At 27.7% G+C, this 20,000-nt stretch carries 13 protein-coding genes and 2 pseudogenes; 10 read left to right on the forward strand and 5 right to left on the reverse strand.

The window, feature by feature from the left end; all coding sequences use genetic code 11:
* The first annotated feature begins 13 nt into the window (after window positions 1–13).
* The 4 genes from NGI68_RS00485 to NGI68_RS00500 all read left to right on the forward strand — a co-directional run bounded on the left by NGI68_RS00485 (window position 14) and on the right by NGI68_RS00500 (window position 7,009).
* Window positions 14–1,909 carry an NADH-quinone oxidoreductase subunit NuoF gene (locus NGI68_RS00485; RefSeq protein WP_251859522.1) on the forward strand — a complete coding sequence of 632 codons (1,896 nt, stop codon included), beginning with the start codon at window positions 14–16 and terminating at the stop codon, window positions 1,907–1,909.
* Between the two features lie 19 nt (window positions 1,910–1,928).
* Window positions 1,929–3,662 carry an NADH-dependent [FeFe] hydrogenase, group A6 gene (locus NGI68_RS00490; RefSeq protein WP_251859523.1) on the forward strand — a complete coding sequence of 578 codons (1,734 nt, stop codon included), beginning with the start codon at window positions 1,929–1,931 and terminating at the stop codon, window positions 3,660–3,662.
* A gap of 299 nt (window positions 3,663–3,961) precedes the next feature.
* Window positions 3,962–5,518: an ABC-F family ATP-binding cassette domain-containing protein gene (locus NGI68_RS00495; protein WP_251859524.1), complete on the forward strand. Its 1,557-nt coding sequence runs from the start codon at window positions 3,962–3,964 to the stop codon at window positions 5,516–5,518.
* A gap of 273 nt (window positions 5,519–5,791) precedes the next feature.
* Window positions 5,792–7,009, forward strand: a complete 1,218-nt coding sequence (locus tag NGI68_RS00500) for an IS701 family transposase (RefSeq protein WP_251859525.1) — start codon at window positions 5,792–5,794, stop codon at window positions 7,007–7,009.
* Between the two features lie 646 nt (window positions 7,010–7,655).
* On the opposite strand, the gene NGI68_RS00505 is transcribed toward NGI68_RS00500, so the two are convergent.
* Window positions 7,656–7,823, reverse strand: a complete 168-nt coding sequence (locus tag NGI68_RS00505; RefSeq protein ID WP_251859526.1) for a hypothetical protein — start codon at window positions 7,821–7,823, stop codon at window positions 7,656–7,658.
* A 585-nt stretch (window positions 7,824–8,408) separates the two neighbouring features.
* On the opposite strand from NGI68_RS00505, the pseudogene NGI68_RS00510 reads away from it, so the two are divergent.
* Together NGI68_RS00510 and carB are read left to right on the forward strand one after the other, a co-directional pair.
* Window positions 8,409–9,457 (forward strand): annotated as a pseudogene (locus NGI68_RS00510) (carbamoyl phosphate synthase small subunit).
* A gap of 109 nt (window positions 9,458–9,566) precedes the next feature.
* The gene (carB, locus tag NGI68_RS00515) at window positions 9,567–12,773 is read left to right on the forward strand and encodes a carbamoyl-phosphate synthase large subunit (protein ID WP_251859527.1); all 3,207 of its coding nucleotides are present in this window, start codon (window positions 9,567–9,569) and stop codon (window positions 12,771–12,773) included.
* Between the two features lie 129 nt (window positions 12,774–12,902).
* On the opposite strand, the gene NGI68_RS00520 is transcribed toward carB, so the two are convergent.
* The 4 genes and pseudogenes from NGI68_RS00520 to NGI68_RS00535 all read right to left on the reverse strand — a co-directional run bounded on the left by NGI68_RS00520 (window position 12,903) and on the right by NGI68_RS00535 (window position 17,914).
* Window positions 12,903–14,642: a [Fe-Fe] hydrogenase large subunit C-terminal domain-containing protein gene (locus NGI68_RS00520; protein WP_251859528.1), complete on the reverse strand. Its 1,740-nt coding sequence runs from the start codon at window positions 14,640–14,642 to the stop codon at window positions 12,903–12,905.
* Window positions 14,643–14,758: 116 nt separating this feature from the next.
* On the reverse strand, window positions 14,759–15,931 hold the full coding sequence (locus tag NGI68_RS00525) for a SpoIIE family protein phosphatase (RefSeq protein WP_251859529.1): 1,173 nt from the start codon (window positions 15,929–15,931) through the stop codon (window positions 14,759–14,761).
* A pseudogene (locus tag NGI68_RS00530) lies at window positions 15,928–17,651 on the reverse strand ([Fe-Fe] hydrogenase large subunit C-terminal domain-containing protein). Before NGI68_RS00530 ends, NGI68_RS00525 begins: the two are co-directional and overlap by 4 nt.
* 2 nt (window positions 17,652–17,653) lie before the next feature.
* A complete protein-coding gene (locus NGI68_RS00535; RefSeq protein ID WP_286010071.1) occupies window positions 17,654–17,914 on the reverse strand; it encodes a (2Fe-2S) ferredoxin domain-containing protein in 261 nt (86 codons plus the stop codon).
* A gap of 115 nt (window positions 17,915–18,029) precedes the next feature.
* Here NGI68_RS00535 and NGI68_RS00540 point away from each other — a divergent pair, with 115 nt between their 5' ends.
* From NGI68_RS00540 to NGI68_RS00555, 4 genes are all read left to right on the forward strand, one after another.
* Window positions 18,030–18,263 (forward strand): hypothetical protein, encoded by a 234-nt coding sequence (locus tag NGI68_RS00540; protein WP_251859531.1) that lies wholly within the window; start codon window positions 18,030–18,032, stop codon window positions 18,261–18,263.
* On the forward strand, window positions 18,244–18,555 hold the full coding sequence (locus NGI68_RS00545) for a YbjQ family protein (protein WP_251859532.1): 312 nt from the start codon (window positions 18,244–18,246) through the stop codon (window positions 18,553–18,555). Before NGI68_RS00540 ends, NGI68_RS00545 begins: the two co-directional genes overlap by 20 nt.
* Window positions 18,556–18,783: 228 nt before the next feature.
* Window positions 18,784–19,287, forward strand: a complete 504-nt coding sequence (locus tag NGI68_RS00550) for a rhodanese-like domain-containing protein (protein WP_251859533.1) — start codon at window positions 18,784–18,786, stop codon at window positions 19,285–19,287.
* 391 nt (window positions 19,288–19,678) lie between these two features.
* Window positions 19,679–19,957 carry a hypothetical protein gene (locus NGI68_RS00555; protein WP_251859534.1) on the forward strand — a complete coding sequence of 93 codons (279 nt, stop codon included), beginning with the start codon at window positions 19,679–19,681 and terminating at the stop codon, window positions 19,955–19,957.
* The last annotated feature ends 43 nt before the right edge of the window (window positions 19,958–20,000 follow it).

Genomic DNA, 20,000 nt, shown 5'->3' on the forward strand with positions numbered 1-20,000 from the left:
GAGGAGCATATCTATGAAAAAAATTAATTCTTATGAAGAGTTGAAAAATTATCATCATGACTATAAAGATCTGCTAAAAAGTAGACATACTACTCATAAAGATGAAACAGCAGTGGAACATAAAAAATGTGAAAGACTTATATTAGTATGTGGTGGTACAGGATGTAAATCCGCTGATAGTGATAAAATTGTAGAAAATTTACAAAACGAAATAGATATACTAGGACTTAGTGAAGAAATAAAAGTTTCTATTACTGGTTGTTTTGGATTTTGTGAAAAAGGACCTATAGTTAAAATAAATCCAGATAACGTATTTTATGTTAAAGTAACACCAGAAGATGCTAAGGAAATAGCTGAAAAGCATTTACTTACAGATGAAATAGTAGAAAGATTACTTTACGAAGAACCCACCCTTAAACAAAAGGTAAAAAGACAAGATGAAATGTCTTTTTATAAGAAGCAAAAAAGAATCGCTCTTAGAAATTGCGGACTTATAAATCCAGAAGATATAAAAGAATGTATTGGTTCAGAGGGATATTTAGCTTTAGGTAAAGTTTTAAATGAAATGACTCGAGAAAAGTTAATAAAATTAATAACTGATTCAGGGCTTAGAGGAAGAGGTGGTGGTGGCTTCTCAACAGGCAAAAAATGGAGTTTCGGTCGAATGGATGATAGTTCTATTAAATATATAATTTGTAATGCAGATGAAGGCGATCCAGGTGCTTTTATGGATCGTTCTATATTAGAGGGAGATCCTCATAGTATAATTGAAGCTATGGCTATAGCTGGTTATGCTATAGGCGCTTCTGAAGGATGCATATATATAAGAGCAGAATATCCTTTAGCTGTAAATAGATTAAAGATAGCTATGAATCAAGCCAAAGAATGGGGTCTTTTAGGAGAAAATATTTTAGGTACAAATTTTAGTTTTAATATACAAATAAAGTATGGTGCAGGTGCTTTTGTGTGTGGAGAAGAAACTGCATTAATACATTCTATAGAGGGAGAAAGAGGAGAACCTACCTTTAAGCCCCCATTTCCTGCAGAATCAGGTCTTTGGCATAGATCAACGATAGTAAATAATGTAGAAACTTTAGCAAATATACCTGCCATAATAAATAGAGGATCAGATTGGTACAAATCTATAGGAACAGAAAACTCAAAAGGTACTAAGGTTTTTGCTTTAGCAGGAAAAATAAACAATGTAGGATTAGTAGAAGTTCCTATGGGAACTACTTTAAGAGAGATAATATATGACATAGGTGGAGGAATAAAAAACGGTAAAAAATTCAAAGCAGTTCAAACAGGAGGACCTTCAGGTGGATGTATTCCAGCATCTCTTTTAGATATCCCTATGGAGTATGAATCACTAACATCTATAGGTTCTATGATGGGATCTGGTGGAATGATTGTAATGGATGAAGATAATTGCATGGTGGACATAGCAAAATTTTATCTTGAATTTACTGTAGATGAATCCTGTGGTAAATGTACTCCGTGTAGGGTAGGTAATAAAAGACTATTAGAAACTTTAATAAATATAACTAATGGCAAAGGTTCAAAAGAGGATTTAAATAAGTTAAGTGAGTTATCACACATCATAAAAGATACCTCCTTATGTGGATTAGGACAAACTGCTCCAAATCCAGTGTTAAGTACTATGAGATATTTCATGGATGAATATGAATCCCATGTTAATGAAAAAAAATGCCCGTCAGGTACTTGTAAAAATTTACTTCATTATGAAATTACAGATACATGTATTGGGTGTACTAAATGTTCAAGAGGATGTCCAGTATCTTGTATAATGGGAAAAGTTAAAGAGAAGCATTTTATAAATCAAGACAAATGTATTAAATGTGGAAACTGTTATAGTGCTTGTCCTGTTAGAGCAATTATAAAAAAATAGTAATAAAGAGGTGAATATAATGAGCTTAATAACTTTAAATATAAATGAAAAAGAGCTTAAAGTAGAAAAAGGAACTAGTATATTAACTGCTGCAAAGTTTTTAAATATAAATATACCTACTTTGTGTAATTTTCATCTTAATGATAATAAAACAGAAAATAAACCAGGTTCCTGTAGAGTATGTGTAGTAGAAATAGAGGAAAGAAAAAATTTAGCACCAGCCTGTTGCACTCCTGTAGCAGAAGGTATGGTAGTGAAAACTAATTCTATAAGAGCTATAAAAGCTAGAAGAACTATAGTAGAGTTACTTTTATCCGATCACCCAAAGGATTGTTTACTTTGCGAAAAAAATACAAAATGTGAGTTGCAAAAATTAGCCGCAGATATGGGCATAAGAGAAATGAGATATCAAGGTGAAATATCAATGTATCCTATAGATGTTTCCAGCTATTCAATAGTGAGAGATATGGATAAATGTATACTTTGTAGAAGATGCATAACCATGTGTAATGAAGTACAAACTGTAGGTACATTATCTGCAATTGGCAGAGGATTTGAAACTATAGTAGCACCTGCTTTTTCAGAAGCTATAAAAAACACTAATTGTACTTTTTGTGGTCAATGTGTTTCAGTTTGTCCAACAGGAGCTTTAACAGAAGTAAATAATACAGGGAAAGTTTGGGATGCGTTATCTAAAAAAGATAAAATTGTTATTGTTCAGACAGCTCCAGCAATTAGAGCAGCTTTAGGTGAAGAATTTGGATTAGAATATGGAACATCTGTTACAGGAAAAATGGTAGCAGCTCTTCGTCAATTGGGATTTCATAAGGTTTTTGATACAGACTTCGCAGCAGATCTAACTATTATAGAAGAGGCCTCAGAATTTATTCATAGATTACAACATGGAGGGGCTCTTCCAATGCTTACAAGTTGTTGTCCAGGGTGGATAAAGTTTTTTGAACATAACTTTAGCGATTTAATGGATATACCATCTACATGTAAATCTCCTCAACAAATGTTTGGAGCTATAGCTAAAAGTTATCTTGCTGAAAAAATGAAGATCAACCCTAAAGATATTATATTAGTGTCTGTAATGCCATGTCTTGCAAAAAAATATGAAGCAAAAAGAGAAGAAATGAATAGAAATGGAATTCCTGATGTAGATATTGTTATAAGTACTAGAGAGTTAGCTAAAATGATAATAGAAGCAGGTATAGATTTTAATTCTCTTTATGAGGATAATTTTGATAATCCTCTAGGAGAATCTACTGGGGCTTCAGTACTTTTTGGTACTACCGGAGGCGTGATGGAAGCAGCTTTAAGAACTTCGTATGAATGGGTTACTGGAGATACTTTAGAAAATGTAGAGTTCACCAAAATACGGGGACAAGAAGGTATAAGGGAAGCTTCAATAAATATAAAAGATATAGAAGTTAAAGTGGCTATAGCTAGTGGTCTTGGTAATGCTAGAAAACTTTTAACGGATATAAAAAATGGTAAATCTACTTATCACATGATAGAAATTATGGCATGTCCATCAGGCTGCGTAGATGGTGGTGGGCAACCTTATATTCATGGTAATACAAATATATTAAAAAAGAGAACAGAAGCATTATATAAAGAAGATAGAAACAAAGAAATAAGAAAATCCCATGAAAATCCATATATAAAAAAGCTTTACGAAGAATATTTAGGTAAGCCTTATGGGAAAAAAGCACATGAGCTTCTTCATACAAAATATAAGGTTAGATAATACTAGTAGAAATTTAAGTACAAGCCACTTCATAAAAATATAAGAACTATACTATATAATTGCAATTAGTTTATAATTTAAAATTAAATTTTTAAGCCTTCTAAGTATATAAATTATTTAATAAGAATAAGAGAGCTTATATTTATGATCTTAATACTCATTGTCTTTAATGTTTAAGCTCTCTTATTTTTGTGTTTAAAAATATTAGAAATATAAGCATTTTTTAATAAATTATTGACAATGGGTTATTTATAAATTAAAGTTTATTTTAGATTATATTTTCAGGAGGATTTTTACATATGAGTATATTAACAGTTAAGGATATTAATCATGGATTTGGGGATAGAGCCATTTTTCAAGAGGTATCCTTTAGACTTTTAAAAGGAGAACATGTGGGGCTTATTGGAGCTAATGGGGAAGGTAAGTCTACATTTATGAATATAATAACAGGGAAATTAATGCCTGATGAGGGTAAAATTCAATGGGCAAAAGATGTAAGAGTTGGATATATGGATCAACATGCAAATCTTACAAAGGGTAAAACAATTAGAGAAGTTTTAAGGGAAGCTTTTCACTATTTATTTAATCTTGAAAAAGAAATGAATGATCTATATATGAAGATGGGTGATGTATCAGAAGAAGAGATGACAAAAATGTTAGATAGAACAGCTATAATTCAAGATATGTTAGATCATAATGATTTTTACATAATAGATGCTAAGATAGAAGAAATAGCAAGGGGACTTGGCATTTCTGATATAGGTTTAGACAAGGATGTATCTGATTTATCTGGGGGACAAAGAACAAAGATACTTTTAGCGAAACTGCTCTTAGAAAATCCAGATATATTACTATTAGATGAACCTACAAATTATTTAGACGAAAATCATATAGTATGGCTTAAAAATTACCTTAGAAGTTATGAAAATGCATTTATTTTGATATCACATGATATACCATTTTTAAATGAGGTAATAAATTTAATTTATCATGTAGAAAATAAAAGACTTACTCGTTATGTAGGTGATTATAATGAATTCAGAAGAATATATGAAGAAAATAAAAAAAGACTAGAAGCAGCCTATGAAAGACAACAGGCAGAAATATCTAAACTAGAGGATTTTATATCAAGAAATAAGGCTAGAGTTTCTACGGTAGGTATGGCAAGATCTAGGCAAAAACAATTGGATAAAATAGACAAAATAGAGCTTACAAAAGATAAACCAAAGCCAGAATTTAATTTTAAACAAGCTAGAGCTTCAGGTAAAATTATATTTGAAACGAAAGATTTAGTTATAGGATATGATTCACCTTTAACAAAACCTTTAAATATACAAATGGAAAGAGGTGAAAAAATAGCCTTAGTAGGAGCTAATGGTCTTGGAAAAACTACTCTACTAAAAAGTTTACTAGGATCCATAAAACCACTGGAGGGAGAAGTTACTTTAGGAGATTATCAATACATAGGATATTTTGAACAAGAGGAAAGAGACTCTAATTATAATACATGCATAGATGAAGTATGGAAAGAATTTCCTGCGTTTACTCAATACGAAATAAGGTCAGCTCTGGCAAAATGCGGATTAACTACTAAACAATTAGAATCTAAAATAGTGGTATTGTCTGGTGGAGAAGCGGCAAAGGTAAGACTTTGTAAAATACTAAATAGAGAAACAAATATATTAATATTAGATGAACCTACTAATCATCTAGATGTAGAAGCAAAAGAAGAATTAAAAAGAGCATTAAAAGAATATAAAGGGTCTATACTTTTAGTTTGTCACGAAAAAGAGTTTTATGAAGATATAGTGACAGAAACATGGAATTGTGAAAATTGGACAACTAAGATAATATAATAATACATAATTTATTCACTTAATTTTAACTAATTTCTGTATTAATTTTAAATACTGATTATATTTATACATTATTTTATTATATTATCACTGATTTTATTGAAAAAAATTTTTTAGTAACATATAATTATATTATAAAATATATGTTTAACTTTAGTTATGCAAAATAAAAATCTAAATTGGTAAAACTACCAAAAAATAAATATGGCATACTTTCTCTCACTGTGTTATATAAAAGTTACCATACAAATATAAACACAGGAGGTAAAAAGTATGCCAAGTACTAATATTGTATCCATTAATAATGAACTTTACAATTACTTAAATGATGTAAATTATGGAATGTCTAAGCCTCAATTTAATCATTTAACCAATATTGCCAATGGATTAATTAATTTACCTGGCACTAAAACTTTATCTGAAATTGCTAAAAATGTGTTGCATTCAAAAGACAAAAGTTGTATTTATAGATTTTTAAGCCATTCTAAATGGGACCATAGTCTTCTGAACAACAATAGAATTAGCTATTTAAACTTTTTCCTTGAGCATAATATTAAACCTAAATCCGTAGGGTTTTTGATTATAGATGATACTGTAAATCCCAAGAAATCAGCAAAGAAAATGCAAGGATTATCTTATAATTACTCTCATACAGAAGACAAAAATATTTGGTCACATTGTGTGGTTACTTCAAATTTTGTTGTAAATGATAAATCTATTCCTTTACAATATAAACCTTACTATAAAAAGGAATTTTGCAAAGATTTAAATAAAAATTTTAAATCTAAGATTGATATTGCAAAAAATTTTATAACTTCTTTTAAAACTCCATCTAATTGTGAAAAAATGTATTGTCTTATGGATTCATGGTATACAAATAATAATTTAATAGAAGCATCTTTAGCAAAGGGCTACCACCTAATAGGAGCAATTAAATCTAACAGAAAAATATCTCCATTAGGAATTTCAATGCAGTTATCAAAATTTGAAAAATTCCTTAGTCCTAACACCTTAGACCTTGTTACAGTTGAAGGTAAGGACTATAGAGTATATACCTATGAAGGTAATGTTTCTAAATTCCCTTATGCTAAAATACTTATTTGCTATGAAGTCACCCATGATGGATTCAAGAACCCAGTATATTTGCTGTCTACCGACATCTTATTAAATGCAGAAACTATAATTAAATATTATTCTCACAGATGGACTATAGAAACTTCATATAAATATTTAAAAAGCAATTTAGCTTTTGATAAATATAGAATGCGTAGCATTTTGTCTATAGAACGATATTTTCTTATAGTATTCTTAATCTATAATTTTTTACAATTATTTAGAGTTAGTTCCAACCACGGAGATTTTAAGACTATAGGTGAAACTCAGAAATATCTAAACAGCCTGACGGCAAAAGCACTTGTGTGCTTTATATATGAAAAATCAAAACAGAATATTGAACTAAAAGATATTTTATGTGAGCTAAAAATCCCTTAGAGTTTTTAAAAATTCATCATATAAAATTGGGCAAGTGTTTTCATATTATATGGATAATATATCATAATAAGTATAATATAGTCTCAATAGGTAATTTAGCTTTTGAAATTGCCTAACTAAAGTGTTTAATAAAAGATGATTAATATACTTATTTAGTTAAAATGGATTTTTTAAACTTGTTTATTGAATAGAATGAATACACATTATATTTTTTAGATTTGTGTAATAATTATCTTAATTTTACAATAAATAAAAAATAGGGATGCTAATAAAAAATATTATATTTTAGAATTTTTATAGTACTTAAAATATCATATATGAATATAATATATTTAGAGTAGTAAAATTTTTACATTAATTAAGTTTATATGTTTATTTTTATAGAATTTTTGATATAATATATAATGTAATCTATATAAAATATATTATTTTATACAAAATTCACAATTAAATTTTAAAATAAGCTTTTTAAAATTTAATTAAGAAAAGGCTTAGTGCTGAGAACACTAAGCCAATCCTAGAACGTTTTTAAACAGAAATCTCAAATTTATTATTTAAGATAAACTGTTCACCAACTTAATGGTGTTGTTGTTTTAGGGCTATTGGATTTTTAACTTATAACTATGTTAAATGAGAGTTTAAAGCACTAGTCTTTGCAGGATGGGTGCTTTTTCTCTTTGCTATTAACTTCTATATCTAAACCAAGAAATCTAATCTTGATTTTTATAGTTGAAATAAAAAGATTGTGCTTTAATATTAAACGAATAATATAAACAACAATGGTTCCTTTTATTAAAAGTTCAAGCATATCCAATACCACCCCCTTAAGCTATAGTAGTAAAAACCCTATAGCCCAAGGTGGAAAACGTACAACCACCGTAGCCATCCTTTCTACGGAATTTGAAATTTTTTACTTTTTTAGTATAACATAATTTTACCAATTAGTATATACATAAGCAAAAAAATAGAATGTTGTAAAGGGAACAGATCTAAAGCTATTAAATTCATATAAATTTTTGTGATTATTTTATATTATAGTTACTTATAAAAATCTAATAATAACTTTACGTACTCTATATTATATATTTATGTCAACTTCCTATAAATTAGAAATAATATATAAATAAATATACATGTTAAAGCTTGACATATTTATATTTATAAATTATAATTAACAAAATAAAATATTGAAGTAAAGAATACACTTTAAATTGGTCCCGTGAGACTAGAAAGAGGTATGATGTTTTATGAATAAGTTTTTTTGTGATACGAAAAAAAGAATATTTATATAAAAAGCAATAAGAAAGATTATTTTTAAATTAATCTTTTTTATTGCTCTTTTTGTTTAAAAAATTTTATAAAGTGTATATTTACTGACAAAATAAAGGGAGGCCTATTAATGAAAGCAAAACTTATATTAGAAAATGGCATAACATTTCAAGGAACATCATTTGGATGTTTAAAAGACAGTATTGGAGAAGTTGTATTTAATACTGGAATGACTGGATATCAAGAAATTCTTACAGATCCCTCCTATTATGGTCAGATTGTTACCATGACATATCCACTTATAGGGAATTATGGTATAAACTTAGAAGATATTGAATCTAATTCAATTAAAATCAAAGGTCTCATAGTTAAAGAAAAATGTGATGTTTCAAGTAATTTTAGATCAGAAGTAGAATTAAAAGATTATTTAAAACAAAATAATATTATAGGATTGGAAGGAATAGACACAAGAGCATTAACAAAGATCTTAAGAACTAATGGAACAATGAAAGGAATAATAACCTTAGATGATAGTAATTATGAAGAAGTTAAAGAAAAATTGAAGGCTTTTTCAAATAATCATGCTGTAGAAAAAGTTACTGTTAAAGAAAAATACGAATTTAAGGGAAATGGAAAGCATGTTGCTATAATGGATTTCGGTATAAAACAAAACATTATAAGATCTTTTCTAAATAGAGGATGCCATATAACAGTTTTTCCAGCTAATACAAAAGCAGAAGAAATATTAAAAGTAAATCCTAATCTAATATTTTTATCTAATGGTCCTGGTAATCCAGAAGATTTAACAGGAATTATAGAAAATATAAAAATTCTAATAGGGAAAAAACCTATTGTAGGTATTTGCTTAGGACATCAACTTTTAGCTTTAAGTTTAGGTGGAAAAACATCAAAGCTTAAATTTGGACATAGAGGATGCAACCATCCGTTAAAGATTTAAAAGAAAATAAAGTTTATATAACTTCACAAAATCATGGATATTTTGTAGACGTTGTTCCCAAGGATATGGAAATAACTCATATCAGTGTAAATGACGGTACAATAGAGGGAATGAAACATAAAAGTTTGCCTATATTTTCAGTACAGTTCCATCCAGAAGCATGTCCAGGACCACAAGATAATAATTATATTTTTGATAAATTTATGGACTATGCAGAGTAAAAAATATATTTATTTTTAAATTAAACAAAATTTATAGTAATTGTTCTTTATATTTATAATTTAATAACCATGTCTCATATTTTAATACGTAATTTAGGAGGTAGTAATTATGCCATTAAATAAAGATATCAAAAGAGTTTTAGTTATAGGATCCGGGCCAATAGTAATAGGTCAAGCGGCAGAATTTGATTATTCAGGAACGCAAGCTTGCCAATCATTAAAAGAAGAAGGCGTAGAAGTTATACTTATAAACAGTAATCCTGCTACAATAATGACAGATGGAGAAGTAGCTGATAAAGTTTATTTAGAACCTTTAACAATAGAATTTGTAGAAAAAGTTATAGTTAAAGAAAAACCAGATAGCATTCTTGCAGGAATGGGAGGACAAACTGGATTAAATTTAGCAGTGGAACTTTATGATAAAGGAATATTACAAAAATATGGAGTTAATGTAATAGGTACATCTATAGAATCTATAAAACAGGGAGAAGATAGAGAGCTTTTTAGAAATATGATGAACAGAATAAATGAGCCTGTTATACAAAGTGAAATTATAACTAATATAGAAAGAGGAAAAGATTTTGCAAATAAGGTAGGATATCCACTTATAGTTAGACCAGCTTATACCCTAGGAGGAACTGGTGGAGGAATTGCTGAAAATGAAGAGGAATTAGAACAAATACTTGAATTAGGGCTTCAATTAAGTTCTATAGGACAAGTTCTGTTAGAAAAGAGTGTTAAAGGTTGGAAAGAAATAGAATATGAAGTAATGAGAGACAATAGAGGTAATTGTATAACTGTATGTAATATGGAAAATATAGATCCTGTAGGTATTCATACTGGAGATAGTATAGTCGTAGCACCAAGCCAAACTTTATCTGATAAAGAATATCAGATGCTTAGAACTGCTTCTATACATATAATAAACTCAGTAGGAATAGAAGGTGGTTGCAATGTGCAGTTTGCATTAAATCCACAATCTTTTGAATATGCAGTTATAGAGATAAATCCAAGAGTTAGCCGTTCTTCTGCTTTAGCATCAAAAGCAACAGGGTATCCAATAGCCAAGGTAGCAGCTAAGATAGCTTTAGGTTATACCTTAGATGAGATAAAAAATGCAGTTACTAAAAAAACATATGCTTGTTTCGAACCATCTCTAGATTATGTAGTTGTAAAAATTCCAAAATGGCCTTTTGATAAATTTCAAGATGCAGATAGAGCATTAGGTACAAAAATGATGGCTACAGGAGAAATAATGGCTATAGGAAATAATTTTGAAGCTGCTTTTTTAAAAGGAATACGTTCATTAGAAATAGGAAAATACTCATTAGAACATACAAAGTTTAGAGAATTTAGCATGGAAGAATTAAAAGGTAGAGTTACATATCCAGATGATGAAAGAATATTTGCTTTAGCTGAAATGCTTAGACGTGATTATAAAATAGATAAAGTGGCTGAAATAACTGGTATAGATAAGTTTTTTATAGAAAAATTTAATTGGATAGTTAAAGAAGAACAAAGATTAAGGATTAGTAAAATAGATGATTTAGATAAAGAATGGCTCTATAAATTAAAGAAGAAGGGATTTTCAGACAAAGGAATAGCAGATATGTTAAATATAAGTCCAGAAGATTTATATAGAATTAGAAATATATGGGGAATAAAACCAGTGTATAAGATGGTTGATACATGTGGTGGAGAATTTGAAGCCTTATCTCCATATTATTATTCTACCTATGATATTTATGATGAAGTTCAAGTTAGTAAAAATAAAAAAGTCATTGTTATAGGTTCAGGCCCTATAAGAATAGGGCAAGGAATAGAGTTTGATTATGCTTCAGTGCATTGTGTAAAGTCTTTAAAAACGTTAGGCATAGAAACAATAATAATAAACAATAATCCAGAAACTGTTAGTACGGATTTTGATATATCTGATAAACTTTATTTTGAACCACTTACAGAAGAAGATGTATTAAATATAATTGATAAGGAAAATCCAGATGGTATAATACTTCAATTTGGAGGGCAAACTTCAATAAAACTTGCTAAGTTTCTAAAAGAAAAAAATATATTAACTCTTGGCACCACGGCAGATCAAATTGACATAGCAGAGGATAGAGAAAAATTTGATGAATTGTTAGAAAAATTGCAAATATCAAGACCTAAAGGTAAAGCAATTTGGTCCATAGATGAGGGAGTAGGAGAAGCTAAAAACTTAGGATTCCCAGTGCTTGTAAGACCTTCTTATGTACTTGGAGGTCAAGGAATGGAGATAACTCATGATGAAAAAGAACTAGTATATTATTTATCAAATACTTTTGAAAAAAACAAGAAAAATCCAATACTTATAGACAAATACTTAATGGGAAGAGAAATAGAAATAGATGCTATATGTGATGGGCAAAACATTTTAATACCAGGTATAATGGAACATTTAGAAAGAGCAGGAGTACATTCTGGTGATAGTATAACTATATATCCAAGCCAAAATGTAAGCATAGATATAAAAGAAAAAATACTTGAGTATACTAAGAAAATTGCTTTAGGCATAGGAATAAAAGGTATGCTAAATATACAATTTATTGAGTTTGAGAAAAAGCTTTATGTAATAGAAGTTAACCCAAGGGCATCAAGGACTGTTCCTTATATAAGCAAAGTAAGTAAAGTTCCTATAGTAGATATAGCAACTAGAGTAATGCTAGGTGAAAAACTAAATGATTTATCATATGGTGTAGGCATATACAATGAGCCTAAACTAATATCTGTAAAGGTACCAGTATTCTCTACACAAAAGCTTCCTAAAGTTGAAATGTGCTTAGGCCCTGAAATGAAATCTACAGGAGAAGTTTTAGGCATAGGTAGAACATTAGATGAAGCATTATATAAAGGATTTATAGGAGCTAACATGTTTATTAAGAATAATAGTAAAACTATACTTGCCACTATAAATGATCAGGATAAAAAAGAATTTTTACCTATAGCAAAACAACTTAATAAATTCGGCTTTAATTTTGTAGCTACGTCAAAAACTGCTGAACTTTTAAAAACAGAAAATATAGCAGTTAAAGAAGTTAAAAAGATTAATGAAGAAAGTCCTAATATAATAGATATAATTAAAAAAGGTGAATTAGATTTAGTAATTAATACCCCTACAAAAGGTAATGATTCAAAAAGAGATGGATTTCATATAAGAAGAGAAGCTATTGAAAGAAATATAGGAGTAATAACAACATTAGATACACTAAAAGCTATGGTAGATGTAAAAGTTAATGGGATAGAAAATCAAAATCTAGATATATTTGATATTGCAAGGTAATATATAATTAATTATACATTGAATATAGAAAAGTGTTGTATTAAATCTAAAGAGGCAGTAATTTATAATTTATTGCCTCTTTTTATAAATATATAAGATAAAAGTATTAAACGTGAGTTATGAGATAAATTAATATTCTTCTTCAGAAAACTGTACTATTCTCTTTAAATTAGTTAAAGTTATTTTTGTTTCTGCAGTGGTTTCACCTAAAAGACTAGCAATTTCTTGCACAACTCTCATTTGTTTTTCTAGTACCTCTTCTGCTGCACTAAAAGAACTTTCTTTAATTTTCTTTAGTTTATTCTTATTTTTTTCCTCATCTGTTATATCAGTTAAGGATAAAAGAAAGATATTTTGTTTTTGTAAAAAAATAATACTTTCTATAAATAATAAGCCATAATTAGTAACGAATATTTTTTTACCTAAAATGCTTTGGTTACTTTCTTTTACTTTAATAAAATCTTCTTCATTTATTAAAAATTTTATAGGTTTATTTTTAACTACATTTCTTTCTATCATAAATGTTTTTTCTGTGGCAGGATTTATTTCTATTATATTTAATTCACAATCAACCATTATTATACAATTAACCGTATTTTCAAAGATTATATTAGAAATATTTTCTGCTTTACTTCTCATAAAATGAAGGCACATCTCAGATTCTGCCATTCCATCTAAGATAGCATTAGCCTTATCTACACACGTATCATATCCACAGACTCCACAATTTAATTCATCCTCTTTACTATGCTTTCCCATAGATTTTAATATATTTTTAATTTGATTTTCATGTTTGACTTTCTTATTAATAGATCTATCTATAAAATCTCTTTTATAGTTTAAATTATATTTCTTAAAATTATTTAAAGCAGTGATTTTTGTACATGATTCTGTATGGTTACTTCTATTTTTAATGTAATTTTCAACTTTTTCTAGTTTATGATAGTATTCATGATTATTAGTTATAACTTCAGGGCTACCTATACAACTACCTACACAAGAACTAACTTCTATAAAAGAATTTTTTATATATCCCTTTCTTATACTTTCAAAAATATCTATACATTGATATACTCCAGATACATAAAAATGTTTTATACTCTTATTCTTTAAAATATCTTTTATATTATTAATAATTCCACCAGGTATAGGATAATAAACACCTAATTCTAAAGATTTGTTATCAAAATTTGTATCAGCTAAATTTTTTATATCTATATTATAATCTTTTAATAAATTTATATATTCTTCATAGGTTAAAACTGCATCTATACTATTTTCAAAGTCATACGTTTTGTGTTCAGCTTTTTTAGCAGTACATGGTCCTATAAATAATGTAAAATAATCTTCACCATATGCTTTCTTAAGCATTCTCCCATGGCAGGCCATGGGAGACATAAAAGCTAACATATATTTAATTAGTTCTGGATAGTATTTTTCAACAAGTAAATTTACAGAAGGACAGGCAGTTGTAATATAATAATCTTGATTGTTTTGTTTTATAAATTCTTTATATAATTTAGTAGTCATATCAGCTCCTAAATCAGTTTCTTCTGCATATTTTATACCTAATGCTTTTAATGATGCTACTATTTTTCCATAAGGCACAGAAAAATTCCCCATAAAAGAAGGAGCGATAGAAGCTACTATTTTTCTGTTTTTATTTAATGCTGTTTTTACTTTATCTAAATAATTAGCTACCTTTCTGGCATTTTGAGGACATATTAAAACGCAACGACTACATAATATGCATCTTTCTATTTCTATTTTTGCCTGATTATCTTTAAATTTTATAGCTTTTACAGGACAGCTTCTTAAACACTTATAACAGTTTTTACAATTAGCTTCTTTAAAATTTATATAGTACATAAATCGCCTCCTACATAAAGAAATTTTCCCAAATGAATTATTAATACAGTATCTTTACTGCAATATTATCTTTAATTTATTTAAGTAAGTTAATTAATTTTTATATGAAAGATAAACTATATTTCATTTACATTAACATTTTTCCCTAACCTTCTCATATGTTCTGATAATTCTTCCACTAATTTCAATTTTATACTTAGATCTACAGGTAAATTAGGATTTTGGTGAGCCGGATTCATAGCACTGCCAACCCATATATTTAAATGAGTACATTCCATTAATAGTTTCACTAACAAACAAGCAGCATCTTTTCCTAATATTAAATCATCTTCTGAATCAATTTTACAAAAGGGATCAGAGTAACTTTTTATTATTTCCAAAACGCGACTTAAAGTTAAAACTCCTTCTGTAATTAAATCTATACCTTCCATATTAGCAGTAGGTGGGAGATTATTATTTATAAGCTCAAGATTTACTTTTAAACTTTTATTTAATTCTCTTTGGAATATATTAGATGTGGTTCCTCCACATATTATTTTTTTACCTTTAGATTCCATTAATTGAGTTGCAATGTATTTATCTTTAGTTTTATTTTTAGGAGGGCCTGTGAATAAGTCTACATATGCTGGTTCTTTTATATCTACAGAAACTACTGTTATATCGTCCCCAGGTTTGCCAACATAAAGATCCCAGCATACTTCTAATAAATCCTTTGCAATAAATTGAGCAGATACATCTTGATATGATCTTCTCTCTAAATAATCTTTAACATTTTTCCACTGCCATCCCAAATTTAGTATTTCTCCTAGTCCAGCATGAATAACTCCATCACTTACTACTGTAATAAAATCACCAGGCTTTAATTTTATATTGCTTTCTAAAACTTTTTTAGAATTTATTATTATTTCTTTTTTAGGAAAATCTAAATATTTATTATCTCTTATAATAAATATTGGAGGGCTATCATATTCTGCAATATAGGTATCTCCATTATTATATATTTTTATTAAAGTAAACGTAGAATAGGCTATGTTTCTTATTTTACATATGGGTAAAGTATTTACTATAGTATCTACTGTATCATATAAGTTAGCTCCTTCCTTAAGCATAGTAGCTGCTATTTTAGAAGTTAATGTAGATAAAATATTAGCTTTAACACCACTGCCCAATCCATCTGCCAATACTATTATGGTGCATTGAGAAAGTCGAACAACCTCTACCATATCTCCACACAATTCTTCACCATATTTATTTAAACTATGAAAGGCTACCTCTACAAACAAACTCATCTTATATCACTTTTATCTCCTTCCACTACTTGTTTTAATTTAGTTAGGGTAATTTTAGTTTCTGCAGTAGTTTCACCAAGAAGGCTAGCTATTTCTTGAGCTACTCTCATTTGCTTTTCTATTACTTTTTGAGCCGTATCTATTGTCTGTTCTTTTACTTTTAATAATTCTTTCTTGTTTTTTCCTCTTTTGTTATATCTATCATAGATATAACAACTATATCTTGTTTAGGAATATATACTATAGTTTTAATAAAAACCACATTGTATTTATAATAGTGTACTTTTTTACCTACAATGCTTTTTCCTGTGTTTCTAACATATCTAAAATCTTCATCATTCATTAATAAAGATATTGGTTTATCTTTTATATCTTTAGCTGTTATCATAAAGGCTTTCTCTGCAGCAGGATTTATTTCTATTACATTCATGTTTTCATCTAATATAAAATTACAATTAGCTGTATTTTCAAAGATCACATTACTTAAATTTTCAGCTTTATTTCTCATAAAATGAAGACACATGGTCGGTTCTGCCATACCATCGTATATAGCCTGAGCCTTTTCTATACAAGTATTGTATCCACACACTCCACAATTTAACTCATCTTCTTTTGTGTATTTACCCATGCTTTTCATTATTTTTGTAAGTTCTTCTTTTGAAGCCTTGCTACTTTGAAAGCATTTATCTATAAATGAAGTAGAAAAATCAATATTATAAGGAACAGAAGCTAGCATTATTGTATCAGTAGTATCTCTATTTCTTATATAATTTTTAACTTTATTTAATCTTGTGTAGTAAGAAACTTCATTTTTAATCATATTAGGACCACCAACACAATTACCCCTGCAAGCGGTAATTTCTAAGAATGTATTAGATAGTTGTCCTATTTGTATGCTTTTTAATACTTGAATACATTCCTCAATGCCACTTACTGACATGGGAATAAGATTATTATCTTCTATTACCTTTCCCATGGCATCTATTATTCCACCATTTAAAGTAAAAGAACCGGTTTTTTTATAAACATTTCTATCAAACTCTCCAATAGGCATAGAATCTAAATTTATATTATAATCTTTAAATAAAGTTTTTAATTCATCAAAATTTATAACAGCATCTATAATTTTTTCTTTTTTATAAATATCCGATTCCGTTTTCTTAGCTATACAGGGTCCTATGAATACCACAAAAGTATCCTTACCACAAATTTCTTTCAATACTTTCCCGTGTGTAAGCATAGATGATGCAACAGGTATCATATATTTTACTAGTTGTGGAAAATATTTTTCTATCAAATTTACAGTAGAAGGACAGGATGTGGTTATATAATTATTTAAATTAGTTTTAGTTATATAATCTTTATAAAGTTCAGCAACAATTTCTCCACCAAGAGCTGTTTCCTCTATATAAGAAAATCCTAATTTCTTTAATGCAGAAACTATTTTACCTTCCTCAACATTAAATACTCCAGCAAATACTGAAGAAACAGTAGCAATAACTTTTTTACCAGAATTTATAGCTTCTTTTACATATTTAATATCTGGTTTATCTTTTTTAGCATTTTGAGGACAAATAACAAGACATCTTCCGCAGGATATACACCTTTCCCCAACGATTTCTGCTTTCTCGTTCTTAAATTTAATAGCCTTCACAGGGCAGCTTCTTAAGCATTTGTAACAATTTTTACAGTTTAATCCAGATATATCTATATAATTCATCTTTATATACCTCTTAGCACAACATTATTAAAAAATTCCTCTGTATTTTCTTCAGTTACAGAATAAATTTTATCCTGAATCTTTACAGAAACTCCCTCAGTACAATGACCTAAGCAAAAAGAACCCTTTATCTCAACTTTATCTTTTAAATTATTATTCTCTATTAATTTTTGAAGTAGAGTTATAACTGTATAAGAACCTTTTAAATGACAGGCACTTCCTACGCAAATATTTATAACTAACATAAAATAACCCTCCTCTATAAATTGTCTGTATATTTATAATAATTTTACAATAAAAAAATGAAAAATAATATAGTAATTTTATTAATAAAGTAATATAATATGTGTACATAATTATGAAAAAGGAGATAATTATATGGTGAAATATGTTGGAACTATAATTATAACTATAATATTCACAATAATAATTATATTATATGGTAGTGCCTTTTTAATCCCTATTTTAGATATAGGGAATAACATAGGTAAACTTTTAGTTATCCTTATAGTTTTATTTTTTCTAGGTTTGGTTGGAGCATTAATATACAACATGCGTGAAAGAATAAAAGAAATCAAGGAGGAGAACAAGGATGATATTAGTAAATACTGATTATATTGCTGGAAAAGAAGTAGAAACTTTATCTATAGTTAAAGGATCTATTGTATGGTCTAAAAATGTAGGTAAAGATATATTAAGCGGACTTAAAACCTTAGTAGGTGGAGAAATTTCAAGCTATACAGAAATGATGAATGAAGCTAGAGCTAAAGCTACTCAAAGGATGGCAAAAGAAGCAGAAACTTTGGGTGCAGATGCAGTTTTAAATATAAGATATGCTACAAGTAATATAATGCAAGGGGCTGCAGAAGTTATAGTGTATGGTACTGCTATAAAATTTAAATAAAATATATTAGTCATCATATTATGATTCCCAATTTATAATAATTATTTTACGTTAATCTATGGACTTTGTTGTAAGAACTTATTTTACAATAAAGTTCATATTATTTTATAGCTATATAATATAAATTTATATATAATATGTAAACTATTAAATTATATTATAACTATGGAATTATTTAAGTTAATAAATTAAAATAGTAATATATTAATTACATAGGGGGATTTAAACATGAAAAAGAAAATTATAGCTTTATTGTTATCAGTGGTGGCATTGTTTTCATTTGTTCTAGTAGGCTGCAGCAAATATACATCAACTAGTACTGATAATAAAGAAGAAACTAAACAGGAAGCTAAAAAAGATGATAAGAAAGAGGATTCAAAAAAATTCAACTACATAAAAGCTGATGAATTAAAATCAAAAATTGAGAAAAAAGAAAAAGTTATAATATTAGATATTCAAGTAAAAGATGAATTTGATAAACATCACATAAAAGGGGCTATAGAAACTAGTGCTTACCCTGTAAAAACTGATGAGGACAAAGCTAAGCTTGATAAAGTTATGGATAAACTTACATCATCAGAAGAGCCAATAGCTATTATTTGTCCAAAAGGAAAAGGTGGAGCTGAAAAAACTTATAACTATTTAAAAGGAAAGGGAATAAAAGAAGACAGATTGCTTATATTGGAAAAAGGTCAATCTGGATGGACATATGAAGACTTATTAGAAAAATAAAAATGTAAAAATACCACAAGAAATTTAATTTTCTTGTGGTATTTTTATATATGCACATATATAAAAACTTGCATAATTAATATAAAAATTTTATATTAATTTAACTTGTTGTGCTAATCAAATTGAGCTTATAGAATCATATTTTGCACATCAAACCAACGCTAAATCAACTGACAGTAATATTAGATTAGAGATAAGAAACTACCTTTTAAATGCTTTGAAATAATAATAAAAAGTTAAATATATATATAACAATTATTTATAGCTAAATAAAATTTGAATTTATTAGAATTATATATTATACTCAAATAATAATTCTAATTTAACTGGCAAAAATATAATTAAACTACAGTGACAAATTTAAAAATTATTTATAGGAAGTGGGATGAAAATGCCAAATAATAAAGCAAGGATCCTTGCAATTATCCAAATTATTCTGTCTTGTATAATTTTAGCGTTAGGTGCTATAATACTTTTTAATAAAAATATAGTTATTTTATCTAAAATCAAATTTAATAATATAATAATATCATTGCTAATATTGTTGAACTTATTAAGTTCGTATATAGAATTTAAAATCAATAAAAATGCTGCTAAGGCCGTATTTTACATAGCAATAGCTTTAATAATGATAGGATTTTTATTTGTAGGAACCCATATATTTAAATAATTTAATTAATTGGAGCAACTAAAAAGTTTTAGTTGCTCCTTAT

Origin of the sequence: Clostridium sp. Marseille-Q2269 (genome assembly GCF_943736985.1) — a bacterium.
Classification (GTDB): Bacteria; Bacillota; Clostridia; order Clostridiales; family Clostridiaceae; genus Clostridium_F.

What these genes read in the sequence shown, in the direction of transcription:
- NGI68_RS00500 (WP_251859525.1), top strand. Translation starts at nt 5,792, where the DNA reads ATGCCAAGTACTAATATTGTATCCATTAATAATGAACTTTACAATTAC.
- NGI68_RS00540 (WP_251859531.1), top strand. Translation starts at nt 18,030, where the DNA reads ATGGTGAAATATGTTGGAACTATAATTATAACTATAATATTCACAATA.
- NGI68_RS00545 (WP_251859532.1), top strand. Translation starts at nt 18,244, where the DNA reads ATGATATTAGTAAATACTGATTATATTGCTGGAAAAGAAGTAGAAACT.
- NGI68_RS00555 (WP_251859534.1), top strand. Translation starts at nt 19,679, where the DNA reads ATGCCAAATAATAAAGCAAGGATCCTTGCAATTATCCAAATTATTCTG.
- NGI68_RS00485 (WP_251859522.1), top strand. Translation starts at nt 14, where the DNA reads ATGAAAAAAATTAATTCTTATGAAGAGTTGAAAAATTATCATCATGAC.
- NGI68_RS00495 (WP_251859524.1), top strand. Translation starts at nt 3,962, where the DNA reads ATGAGTATATTAACAGTTAAGGATATTAATCATGGATTTGGGGATAGA.
- NGI68_RS00550 (WP_251859533.1), top strand. Translation starts at nt 18,784, where the DNA reads ATGAAAAAGAAAATTATAGCTTTATTGTTATCAGTGGTGGCATTGTTT.
- NGI68_RS00520 (WP_251859528.1), bottom strand. Translation starts at nt 14,642, where the DNA reads ATGTACTATATAAATTTTAAAGAAGCTAATTGTAAAAACTGTTATAAG.
- NGI68_RS00490 (WP_251859523.1), top strand. Translation starts at nt 1,929, where the DNA reads ATGAGCTTAATAACTTTAAATATAAATGAAAAAGAGCTTAAAGTAGAA.
- carB (WP_251859527.1), top strand. Translation starts at nt 9,567, where the DNA reads ATGCCATTAAATAAAGATATCAAAAGAGTTTTAGTTATAGGATCCGGG.
- NGI68_RS00525 (WP_251859529.1), bottom strand. Translation starts at nt 15,931, where the DNA reads ATGAGTTTGTTTGTAGAGGTAGCCTTTCATAGTTTAAATAAATATGGT.